Consider the following 11,921-nt stretch of genomic DNA (forward strand, 5'->3'; position numbering starts at 1 on the left):
CGCTCCGCGTGTCGGTGGGACACGGCAGACTGAGGCTCGACATGACCTTCCACCTGCACCGCGCCGAGCGCACCGACGTGCTCGCCGACGGCCTCGCCGCCCTGCTGGCCGAGCCCACCGACGACCCGTTCGCCACCGAGCTCGTCGTCGTCGCGGCCCTGGGCACCGAGCGCTGGCTGTCGCAGCGGCTCAGCCACCGGCTGGGCGCGTCCCCCGGCGGGGGCGACGGGGTCACGGCCGGCGTCCGGTTCGCGCGGCCGCACTCGATCGTCGCCGAGCTGCTCGGCGAGGACGAGCAGGACCCGTGGCGACCCGACGCCCTGGTGTGGCGGGTGCTCGAGGTGCTCGACGCGTCGCTCGGCGAGCCGTGGCTGGCGCCCGTCGCGCGCCACGTCGGTGAGGGCCACTCCGGCCTCGAGCGCGAGCTGCGTCTCGACCGGCGGCTGGGCGTCGCGCGGAGCGTCGCCGGCCGGCTGCACGCCTACGCGCGCCAGCGTCCCTCGATGACGCGGGCGTGGTCGCAGGGCCGCGACGAGGACGGCACCGGCGCCCCGCTGCCCGCCGACGTGCGCTGGCAGGCCGAGGTGTGGCGCCGTGTGCGGGCGCGGATCGACGCGCCCTCGCCCGACGAGCGCATCGCCGCCACGATCGCCGACCTCGGCGCGTCCGCGGCCGCCGCCGACCTCCCCGCCCGCGTCAGCCTCTTCGGCCACAGCCGCCTCCCGCTCGGCGAGCTGCAGGTGCTGGCGGCGCTCGCCGCGCAGCGCGACGTGCACCTGTGGCTGCCGCACGCCTCCCCCGTCGCCTGGGACCGCCTCGACGACGTCGCCGCGATCGTCCCGCGCGCCGACGACGACACCGCCGAGCGGCTCGAGAGTCCCCTGCTGGCCGCCCTCGGCCGCGACGTGCGCGAGCTCCAGCGGTCGCTCGCCTCGGTTGCCCCTGAAGCCGTCACGCACCCGTCGCTCCCCGTGCCTCGCCCGGACACGCTGCTGGGGCGGCTGCAGGCCGACGTCGCCGCCGATCGGCCCGGTGCCGGCGGACCGGTCCCGCCGGCGTCCGACCGCTCGGTGCAGGTGCACGCCTGCCACGGTCGCGCGCGGCAGGTCGACGTGCTGCGCGACGTCGTCGTCGGCCTGCTCGAGGACGACCCCACGCTCGAGCCGCGCGACGTGCTCGTCATGGTGCCCGACATCGAGGCCTACGCCCCGCTGTTCCACGCGGCCTTCGGCCAGTCCGAGATCCTCGGCGACACGCCCCACCATCCCGGCCACCGGCTGCGCGTCATGCTCGCCGACCGTGCCGCCTCGCGCACCAATCCCCTGCTCGGGCTGACCGTCGCGGTGCTCGAGCTCGCCCGGCGCGGCCGCGCCACCAACGCCGAGGTGCTCGACCTGCTCGGCACCGAGCCCGTGCGGCAGCGCTTCGACCTCGACGACGACGCGATCGAGCGGATCGCCGGCTGGGTCGAGTCCAGCGGCGTGCGCTGGGGGTTCGATGCCGAGCACCGACGGCACTTCGGTCTGCGGGTCGAGCAGAACACCTGGCGCGCGGGGCTCGACCGCCTCGTCGCCGGCGTCGTGGCCACCGAGGACCCCAGCCGGCCCGTGGCCGACGTGCTGCCGCTCGACGACGTCCCCAGCGGCGACGTCGACCTCGCGGGCCGACTGGTCACGTTCGTCGACGGCCTCGAGCGGGCGGTCGAGGCGTTCGGGCGCGACGCCACCATGGCGCAGTGGTCGGCGCGGATCGCGGCGATGCTCGACGACCTCGCCGAGGTCCCGCACCGCGACGCGTGGCAGCGCCAGCAGGTCGAGCGCGAGCTGGAGCGCCTCGGCGACGAGTCCACGGTGCTCCGCCCGGGCGAGGTCCTCTCGATGGTCCGCGACCGCTGGGCCGGCCGCCCGTCGCGCGCCAGCTTCCGCACCGGCAGCCTCACCGTCTGCACGATGGTGCCGATGCGCTCGGTGCCCCACCGGGTCGTGTGCCTGGTCGGCCTCGACGACGGCACGTTCCCGCGGGCCACCCACGTCGACGGCGACGACGTGCTGGCCCGCCGTCCGCTCACGGGCGAGCGCGACGCGCGGGCCGAGGACCGTCAGCTGCTGCTCGACGCGGTCATGTCGGCCACCGAGACCCTCGTCGTCACCTACACCGGCGCCGACGAGCACCGCGGCCAGCCGCGTCCGCCGGCCGTCCCGCTCGGCGAGCTGCTCGACCAGGTGCGGCGCACGGCGGGCGAGGTCGACGTCGTCACCCATCACCCGCTGCAGCCGTTCGACCCGCGGAACCTGCGTCCCGGCGCGATCACCGCCGACGGGCGTCCCTTCAGCTTCGACCCCGCCGCGCTGGCCGGGGCCCGGGCCAGCCTGCGGCCGCGCACCGAGCCCCCACCGTTCCTGTCCGAGCCGCTGCCCGCGGCCGCCCGCGAGGACCTCGTGCTGGCCGACCTCGTCGGGTTCGTGCAGAACCCGGTCCGGGCGTTCTGGCGGCAGCGGCTCGACGTGCTGCTGCGGGGCGAGGAGGACCTGCTCGACGAGGACCTGCCCATCACGCTCGACGGGCTCGAACGGTGGCGCATCGGCCAGCGCCTGCTCGACGACGCCGTGCGCGGCGTCGCCCCGGCCGACGCCTGGTCGGCCGTGTGGCGCGCCGGGATGATGCCCCCGGGCCGGCTGGGCGAGGCCGTGGGCACCGACGTCGGCACGCGCGTGGCCACCCTCGTCGCGGGCACCGCCGCACTGCGCACCGGCGACGCCTCCACGATCGACGTCGACGTCGCGCTGCCCGACGGACGGCGCCTCACCGGCACGGTCGAGGGCGTGCACGACGACCGTCTCGTCACGGTCTCCTACTCCACGGTGCACGGTCGGCACCGCCTGCGCGACTGGGTGCGCTTGCTCGCGCTGGCGTGCGAGCGTCCTGAGGTGCCGTGGGTCGCCCACCTCGCCGGCAAGGTCGGTCGTGGCACGGCCCAGGTCGTCACCCGCGCCCCCGACTCGCGTGAGGAGGCGCTCGGCCTGCTCGCCGATCTCGTCGAGCTGCGCGACGCGGGACTCGTGCGGCCGCTGCCGCTGCCGGTCGAGCTGGCCCGGCTGTTCGCGTTCCAGCAGCGGGCCCGCGGCCCGCAGGCCGCGGCCCGCATCGCCGCGCGCGAATGGCAGCGCGAGCCCAAGGCCTACGGCCCACCCGCCGACCGCGACGCGGAGGAGATCGTGCGCGTGTGGGGTCCGAAGGCGCCGTTCTCGGCGCTCGTCGCCGACGGGTTCACGTCGCTCGCCGCGCGCCTGTGGGACGGCGCGCTCGACCACCAGCAGGAGGCCGCGCTGTGACCACTCCACCGGCGGACGACCGCCCCACCGACCTGCGTCCGTTCGACATCGCCGATCCGCTGCCGAGCGGCACGACGCTGCTCGAGGCGAGCGCCGGCACCGGCAAGACCTGGACCATCGGCGCGCTCGTCTCCCGTTACGTCGCCGAGGGCGTCGTCACGCTGCCCGAGCTCCTCGTCATCACGTTCGGCCGGGCCGCCAGCCGCGAGATGCGCGAGCGCGTCCGCGACCAGCTCGTGGCGGCCGAGGCCGCGCTCGCCGACCCGGCGGCGCACCGCGACGGCGACGACCCGCTGCTCGCGCTGCTGGTCGACGTCCCCGAGGCCGAGCGCGCCGCCCGCCGTGCCCGCCTCCGCGCGGCGCTGGCCGACTTCGACGGCGCGACGATCGCGACCACCCACCAGTTCTGCCAGACCGTCCTGCGCAGCCTGGGCACCGCCGGCGACTCGGACGGCTCGGCCGAGCTGACCGACGACCTCACCGAGCTGGTCGACCAGATCGTCGACGACCTCTACGTCGCGAAGTACGCGAACGAGGACGGGCCCGCACTCTCGCACGGCCAGGCCCGCACGCTGGCCCAGGCCGTCGTCTCCGACCCGCACGCGGCCCTCGTCCCGGTCGAGGCCGACCCGGACTCCCCGGCGGGCGTGCGCGTCCGGTTCGCCCACGCCGTCCGGCGACGGCTCGACCAGCGCAAGCGCGAGCTCGGCCTGCTCGACTACGACGACCTGCTGAAGCGGCTCGAGACCGTGCTGGAGGATCCCGACTCGCCCGCCCGCGCGCTCATGCGGTCGCGCTGGCGGGTCGTGCTCGTCGACGAGTTCCAGGACACCGACCCCGTCCAGTGGAACGTGCTCGACCGCGCCTTCAGCGGCGCGGCCACGCTCGTGCTCATCGGCGACCCGAAGCAGGCGATCTACGCGTTCCGGGGCGGCGACGTCCACACCTACCTGCGCGCGGCGGCCACGGCCACCGAGCGGCGCACCCTGCCCGTCAACTGGCGCAGCGACGCGCCGCTGGTCGACGCGCTCGGCGCCACCTTCGCGGGCGCGCAGCTGGGCCACCCCGACATCGCGGTGCGTCCCGTCCGGGCGCGGCACGCGGGCAGCCGGCTGGTGGGCCTGCCGCACCCCGCGGCGTTCCGGCTGCGGGTGCTCGACCGCGAGGACGCCGACGAGCCCGAGCGCGACCTGCCCGTGGCGGCCGCGCGCGAGCGGATCGTAGAGGACCTGGCGCTCGACGTCGCCGAGGCGCTGGCGTCCGGCGCCACCTACGACTCCGGCTCCGAGGTGCGACCCCTGGCCGCCGGCGACATCGCCGTCCTCGTCGCCACGGGTGTCGAGGCCGACCTCGTGCGCCGCACCTTCGCCCGGCACGGCATCCCGGCGGTCCTCGGCGGCGGCAGCAACGTGCTCGTCAGCCAGGCCGCCGACGACTGGCTCACCCTGCTCGAGGCGATGGAGTCGCCGCAGCGCTCCGGGCTGGTGCGCGCCGCGGGGCTCACCGACCTCCTCGGCCACGACGCGGCCACGCTCGTCGCCGGCGGCGACCGGCTGACCGACGCGCTCGCCACCCGGGTCCGCGACCTGGCCGACCTGCTGGGCGCCCGCGGGGTGGCCGCGGTCGTCGAGTCCCTCACCGACGAGGTCTTCGCCGCACGCATCCTGGCCCGACCCGACGGCTACCGGCGGATGACCGACCTGCGCCACGTCGCGCACCTGCTGCACGAGGTCGCCCTGCGCGAGCGGCTCGGCCTCTCGGGCCTCGTCCAATGGCTGCGGCGCAAGCGGGCCGAGACCGGCGAGTCGGCCGAGCTGACCCGTCGCCTCGACAGCGACGCGAAGGCCGTCCAGGTGCTCACGATCCACGCCAGCAAGGGCCTCGAGTTCCCTGTGGTGCACCTGCCGTTCCTGTTCAACCGCTGGCGTCCCGACCGCGACGAGCGACCGCGCTTCCACGACGCGTCGGGCGCCCGGATCCTCGACGTCGGCGGCCCGGGCTCGCCCGACTTCGCCGCGCACTCCCGCGCCGCCCAGACCGAGGACGCCGGCGAGGTCCTGCGGCTGGCCTACGTCGCGATGACCCGCGCCAAGTCACAGCTGGTCGCCTGGTGGGCGCCCACGCGCGACGCCCGCAACTCCGGCCTGCACCGCCTGCTGTTCCGGCCCGATCCCGCGCGCCCCGAGGTGCCCGACGAGGTCCCGGCGCCCGACGACCCCACGGCGTGGTCGGTGCTGCGCGGCTGGCACGAGCGCGGCGGGCCCGAGCTCGAGCGGGTCGACCCGCGCACCGTGCCCGCCACCGCCCCGGGCGACGAGCCCGCCGACCTCGCCGTGCGCACCTTCGACCGCGAGCTCGACACCATGTGGCGGCGCACCTCCTACTCCGGGCTCATCCGTGCCGAGCAGGAGGCCGCACCGCACGTCGGCACCGAGCCCGACGCCGAGGGCACCACGGACGAGATCGACCTGCCGGTCGTGGCCACCGACCGCGACGAGCGGCCCTCCCCCATGGCCGACCTGCCCAAGGGCGCCACGTTCGGCAGTCTCGTGCACGCCGTCCTCGAGGAGGTCGACGTCACGGCCGCCGACCTGCGCTCCGAGCTCGAGGAGCGTGTCCTCGAGCAGATCGCCCTGTGGCCGGTCGAGCTCGACGTCGACGCCACGGTCGCCGCGTTCGAGGCCATCCTCACCACGCCGCTCGGTCCGCTGGCGGACGACCTCGACCTCGCGACGGTCCTGGCGAAGCGCCAGTTCAAGGAGCTCGACTTCGAGCTGCCCCTGGGCGGCGGCGACCACCCGGTGGCCACGATCGGGCGGCTGGGCCAGCTGGCCGACCTGCTCGAGCAGCACCTGCCCGCCGACGACCCGCTGCGGCCCTTCGCCGACCGGCTCCGCGCTCCCGCTTTGGCCGACCAGCCGCTGCGGGGGTACCTGACCGGCTCGATCGACCTCGCGCTCCGGCTGCCGTCCGGGCGGTTCCTCGTGGTCGACCACAAGACGAACTGGCTCGGCGCCCCCGACGCGCCGCTCACGATCGGCGGGTACCGACCCGACGCGCTCGCCACCGCGATGAACTCGGGTACCTACCCGCTGCAGGCGCTGCTGTACGCGGTCGTCCTGCACCGCTTCCTGCGCTGGCGGGTGCGCGGCTACGACCCGCAGGAGCACCTCGGCGGGGTCCTCTACCTCTACGTGCGCGGCATGGTCGGTGCCGACGCGCCGCGGGTCGACGGCGTGCCCTACGGCGTCTTCTCGTGGCGGCCGCCCACCGGGCTCGTCCTCGCCCTGTCCGACCTGCTCGACGGCACCACCCGCGAGGAGGCCTCGTGACCGCCCCCGCCACGATCGACGACTTCGTCGCCGCCGAGGAGCTCACCACCGGCGACGCGCTCATGACGGCGCGCCTCGCGCGGCTCACCGGCGAGACGGCGCCGCTGCCGCTGCTCGCGCTGGCGTTCGCGGTCCGTGCCGTCCGGCACGGGTCCACGTGCTTCGACCCGCGCCAGGACCCCGAGGTCCCCGGCCTGGCCTGGCCCGACCCGCGGGCCTGGCTCGACGCCGTCCGCTCCAGCCGGCTCGGGCGCGTGCTCCTGGTCGAGCACGACCTGCTCTACCTCGACCGCTACCGCGAGCTCGAGGTCGCGCTGTGCGACGACCTCGCCGCCCGGGCCGCCGCCACGCCGCCGGCGCTCGACGAGGAACGGCTCGTCGCCGACCTCGACCGGCTGTTCCCCGGCGCCGACCACCTCGACCAGCGCGCGGCTGCCGAGCGCGCCGCACGGGTCGGCACGATCGTGCTCACCGGTGGGCCGGGCACGGGCAAGACCACCACGGTGGCGGGCGTCCTGGCGATCCTGCAGGCGCAGTCGCTGGCCACCCTCGGCCGTCCGCTGCGCGTCGCGCTGACGGCGCCCACGGGCAAGGCCGCGGCCCGCATGCGCGAGGCCGTCGCGGCCACCGCCGCTCGGCTCGACCTCACCCCCGACGAGCGCGAGTGGCTCACGGCGCTGCCCGCCTCGACGATGCACCGCCTGCTGGGCTGGCGCCACGACAACCACACGCGGTTCCGCCACGACCGCACGCGGCGGCTGCCGCACGACGTCGTGGTCGTCGACGAGACCTCGATGGCGTCGCTGGAGAACGTCGCGCGGCTGCTCGAGGCGCTGCGGCCCGACACGCGGCTCATCCTCGTCGGCGACGCCGACCAGCTCGCCTCGGTCGAGGCCGGCGCGGTGCTCCACGACGTGGTGGCCGGCTGGTCCGACCAGCACGTCGTCCGGCTCATGCGCAGCCATCGCTTCGGGGCGGGCATCGGCCGCCTGGCCGAGGCCGTCCGCGACGGCGACGCCGACACTGCCGTCGCCCTGCTGACGGCCGGCGATCCGACCATCCGTCTCGTCGACCCGGCCCGCGCCCAGGCCGAGCTCGAGGGCACGCTGCTCCCCCTGGCCCGCGATCTCGTCGCCGCCGGTCGCGCCGGCGACGCCGCCACCGCGCTCCGGCGGCTCGGCGGGCACCGCCTGCTGTGCGCCCACCGCGACGGGCCCACAGGTGCCACCACCTGGAACGATCACGTCACCGCCTGGCTGCGACCCGACGTCGGCTACGACGACTGGTACCCGGGCCGACCCGTGCTGGTCACCCGCAACGACGCGCCGCTGGGCGTGTTCAACGGCGACGGCGGCGTCGTGGTGGCGCGCGACGGGCACGTCGAGGTCGTCCTCGACGGCGATCCCGTCCGCGAGCTGGCGACGTCGCGGCTGCCCGACGTCCAGACCGGCTACGCCATGACGATCCACCGCAGCCAGGGCAGTGAGTTCGAGCACGTCACCGTCCTGCTGCCGGGTCCGGACTCGCGCGCCATGACGCGCGAGCTGCTCTACACGGCGATCACCCGCTCGGTCGCCGCGGTGACCGTGATCGGCACGCCCGAGGACATCCGGACGGCGATCGGGCGGCGAGTCGCCCGATCCAGTGGGATCGCGGAGCGACTCGCCGCCCGAGCAGCGGTGCGGTAGGTCAGCGCTCGGCGCCGGTCATCGCCTCCGTCGCGTCGAGGGTCTGCTCGCCGAGCGACTCCTCCTGCTTGGACGCCTCGATCGTGTGGCGCAGCGGCTTCTCGTGCACGAACCACAGCACGAGGGCCGAGACCAGCGTCAGCGGCGCCAGCCACAGGAAGATCGGCATCAGCGCGCCGTTGTAGGCGGTCACGACGATGTCGTGGATCTCCTGCGGGAGGTGGGCCACCGAGTCGGGCGTCAGCGAGGACGACCCACTGTGCGCCTCGCCGGCCGACGGCAGCCTGGTCGCGAGCGACTCGGTCAGGCGCGACGTGAAGATCGAGCCCACGGCCGCGGCACCGAGCGTGCCGCCCACTTGGCGGAAGTAGTTGTTCGCCGCGGTGGCCGTGCCGACGATGCGGTGCGAGAACGAGTTCTGCACGATCAGCGTCAGGATCTGCATGCCCAGGCCGATGCCGATGCCGAGCACCAGCAGCGAGCCCTCGATCTGCCAGCGCGAGTCGCCGATCTCGATCGTGGAGAGCAGGAACAGGCCGAGACCCGTGACCAGCGCGCCGGCGATCGGGTACCAGCGGTACTTGCCCGTGCGGCTGACGGCCTGGCCCACGACGATGGACGTGACGAGCATGCCGCCCATCATCGGGATCATCATGAGTCCCGCGTGGGTGGCGTCGACGCCGACCGACATCTGCAGGTAGGTGGGCAGGTACGACAGCGACCCGAACATCGCGACGCCGAGGATGATGACACCGACCGTCGTGAGGTTGAAGTTCCGGTCGCGGAACAGCGCCAGCGGCATGACGGGCTCCTCCGCGCGACGCTCGACCGCGACGAACGCGATCGCGCCGACGATGGTCGTCACGATGAGACAGATGATCTGCGGGCTGTTCCAGTCGTACTGGTGACCGCCCCACGTCGCGGCGAGGATCAGCGAGCTCGTCGCGAGGGCGAGCAGCGCCATGCCGAGGAAGTCGACCCGGGTCCGGGCCCGCTCGGTGGTGGGCTTGTGCAGCAGCGCGACCACGGCGACGGCCGCGATGATGCCCAGCGGCACGTTGATCCAGAAGGTCCAGCGCCAGCCGGGACCCTCGGTGAACCAGCCGCCGAGCAGCGGGCCGGCGACCGAGGAGAGGCCGAACACGGCACCGAGGATGCCCATGTACTTGCCGCGGTCGCGGGCCGGCACCACGTCGGCGATGGCGGCCTGCGACAGCACCATGAGGCCGCCGCCGCCGAGGCCCTGGACGGCGCGGCCGGCGATCAGGACGGTCATGTCCTGGGCGAGGGCGCCCACGAGCGAGCCGATCGTGAACAGGGTGATCGCGATCAGCAGCATGGGCTTGCGGCCGACGCGGTCGCCGAGGCGCCCGTAGATCGGCATCGTGACGGTCATGCCCAGCAGATAGGCGGTCATGACCCACGCGATGTGGTCGGCACCGTCGAGCGAGCCGACGATCGTCGGCAGCGCGGTCGACAGGACCGTCTGGCTCAGGGAGGCGAGCAGCATGACGAGCATGAGCGCGGCGAAGACGAGGGTGACGGTGCGCTTCTCGTGCGTCGTGGTGGAGGGGGATGTCGTGGTCATAGGGCGGTGGAGGTGACCTTCCGGAAGGTGGCGATGGCCGCGTCGAGGGCGTCGTCGCGGTGGGACATGAGCTGGTCGGGGTCGTTCGTCCACGCGAGCGTGACGACCGATCCGGCCAGCAGGATCAGGGCGCGGGCCTCGTGCAGGTCGGCCGGGAGGCCGGCGATGCCGAGCCACGGGGTCTCGACGTCCTCGACGAAGCGGGCGACGACGAGCTTGCGCGCGTCGGTGAAGACCTGGGTGAGTCGCGAGCGCAGCCGCGGGTTGGCCGCGGACAGCGCGCGGCGCTGGGCGAGGTCGACCTCGGGACCGATGGTGCTGGAGGCGACCTCCAGGACCAGGAGGCTGACGCGCTTGAGCGCGGGCTGGCCCTCGGAGTCGCGCAGCGCCTGCAGCGTCTCCTCGGTGACCCGCGCCGGACGGACGCCGACGATGGCGTCCTCCTTGGACTCGAAGTAGTTGAAGAAGGTGCGCGGCGAGATGCCGGCGGTGGCCGCGATCTGCGCGACCGTGACGGCGTCGGGACCGTGCTCGAGGGCGGCCGTGGCCGCGGCATGGTGGATGGCGGTCCACGTCTGGCGCTGGCGCTCGGCCACGAGAGGGCTGACGACTTCAGTTTGCACAACTGCATTCTATGCAGTCGTGCAAACCTTGCACCAGTGCAGAGCGACGGTAACTGCGAGTTGCCCTCGTGTCGTTCGTCACCTACGGTCGAGGGGTCCCGCGCACGCCCCCGCAGCTCGGGACGGGGCCCCGGGCGGTGTGGTGCAGACCGGGGCCCCACCCCGGCGGCGGCCCGCTCAGCTCAAGTCGGTCAGCTCCGAGCGGTCCACTCGGGTGCCGACCATCTCGCGCAGCGTGTCGTTCACGTCCCAGATCCCCACGTTCATGCCCGCGGTCAGCCGCGACTCCTCGTCGATCCAGTAGGCGATGAAGGCATTCGCCTCGAGGTCGCCGCGGATCTCCACCGTGTCCTTGGGTCCGGGGCGCCCGACGTACTCCATCGAGAACTCGAACTGGTCGGTGTAGAAGTACGGGTACCAGTCGTGCACCGTGTCGCGGCCCAGCAGCACGTCGGCCACGGCGCGGCCCTGCCGGATCGCGTTGTCCCAGTGCTCGACGCGGAGCCGGTCCTCGAGCGTCACGTTCCACGCTCCCGCGACGTCGCCGATCGCCAGGACGTGCTCGTCGGCGGTCTGGAACCGCTCGTCCACGACGATGCCGTCGTCCACCTCGAGGCCGGACTCCTCGGCCAGCGCCGTCGCCGGCACCGCACCGATCGCGACGAGGACGTGGTCGGCCTCGATGGTCTCCCCCGACGCGCGGACGCCGACGGGTCCGTCGTCCCCCAGCACGATCTCCTCCACCGTGACCCCGGTGCGCAGGTCGACCCCGTGGGAGCGGTGCAACGCGGCCAGGTGCGTGGCCAGCTCGTCGCCGAGCACCCGCTGCAGGGGCAGGTCGTCGCGCTCGAGCACCGTGACTCGGACGTCGTGGCTGCGCGCCGCGGCCGCCACCTCCAGCCCGATCCAGCCCGCGCCGACGATGACGAGCCGGCTCCCGGACTCCAGCGTGGCCAGGATGCGGTCCTTGTCCTCGAGGGTGCGCAGGTAGAGCGCCCGGTCGGCGCCCGGCAGGTCGGGCACCCGCGGCTCGGCGCCGGTCGCCAGCACCAGCAGGTCGTACTCGAGCCGGTCCCCCGACTCCAGCTCGACCCGGCGCGCCTCGCGGTCGAGCGCGGTGACCCGCGTGCCCGTCATCAGCTGCACGTCGTGCTCGGACCACCAGTCGGCGTCGAGCACCGTCGGGTCGGTGTCCTTGCCGAGCAGCAGGTCCTTCGACAGCGGCGGCCGCTCGTACGGCGGGCTCCCCTCGGCGCCCACGACGGTCACCGATCCCTCGTACCCCTCCTCACGCAGTCGCTCGACCGCCTTCGCGGCGGCCAGTCCTCCTCCGACGATCACGAGTCGCTCCATGCCCC

At 74.5% G+C, this 11,921-nt stretch carries 6 protein-coding genes; 3 read left to right on the top strand and 3 right to left on the bottom strand.

The features are described 5' to 3' along the window. Nucleotides 1-41: 41 nt before the first annotated feature. Genes recC through recD form a run of 3 tightly spaced genes read left to right on the top strand, consistent with a single transcriptional unit; the run spans nt 42 to nt 8,352 of the window. On the top strand, nt 42-3,332 hold the full coding sequence (gene recC, locus O3S82_RS09920; RefSeq protein ID WP_269302534.1) for an exodeoxyribonuclease V subunit gamma: 3,291 nt from the start codon (nt 42-44) through the stop codon (nt 3,330-3,332). Further along, on the top strand, nt 3,329-6,664 hold the full coding sequence (locus O3S82_RS09925) for a UvrD-helicase domain-containing protein (protein ID WP_269302536.1): 3,336 nt from the start codon (nt 3,329-3,331) through the stop codon (nt 6,662-6,664). Before recC ends, O3S82_RS09925 begins: the two co-directional genes overlap by 4 nt. Further along, a complete protein-coding gene (gene recD / locus O3S82_RS09930; protein ID WP_269302539.1) occupies nt 6,661-8,352 on the top strand; it encodes an exodeoxyribonuclease V subunit alpha in 1,692 nt (563 codons plus the stop codon). Before O3S82_RS09925 ends, recD begins: the two co-directional genes overlap by 4 nt. Nucleotide 8,353: 1 nt before the next feature. Here recD and O3S82_RS09935 read toward each other — a convergent pair whose 3' ends face one another. From O3S82_RS09935 to O3S82_RS09945, 3 genes are all read right to left on the bottom strand, one after another. Beyond that, entirely contained in the window at nt 8,354-9,940 is a 1,587-nt protein-coding gene (locus O3S82_RS09935) for an MDR family MFS transporter (protein ID WP_269302541.1), read from the bottom strand. After that, a complete protein-coding gene (locus tag O3S82_RS09940) occupies nt 9,937-10,563 on the bottom strand; it encodes a TetR/AcrR family transcriptional regulator (protein WP_269302543.1) in 627 nt (208 codons plus the stop codon). Before O3S82_RS09940 ends, O3S82_RS09935 begins: the two co-directional genes overlap by 4 nt. A gap of 177 nt (nt 10,564-10,740) precedes the next feature. After that, complete coding sequence (locus O3S82_RS09945) at nt 10,741-11,916, bottom strand: NAD(P)/FAD-dependent oxidoreductase (protein WP_179424161.1); 1,176 nt, start codon at nt 11,914-11,916, stop codon at nt 10,741-10,743. Nucleotides 11,917-11,921: the final 5 nt, after the last annotated feature.

The organism is Aeromicrobium sp. HA (assembly GCF_027171405.1).
GTDB classification, from domain to species: Bacteria; Actinomycetota; Actinomycetes; order Propionibacteriales; family Nocardioidaceae; genus Aeromicrobium; species Aeromicrobium tamlense.

Excerpts from the sequence above, each read along its gene's own strand:
- recC (WP_269302534.1), top strand. The coding sequence starts at position 42 with ATGACCTTCCACCTGCACCGCGCCGAGCGCACCGACGTGCTCGCCGAC.
- O3S82_RS09945 (WP_179424161.1), bottom strand. The coding sequence starts at position 11,916 with ATGGAGCGACTCGTGATCGTCGGAGGAGGACTGGCCGCCGCGAAGGCG.
- O3S82_RS09935 (WP_269302541.1), bottom strand. The coding sequence starts at position 9,940 with ATGACCACGACATCCCCCTCCACCACGACGCACGAGAAGCGCACCGTC.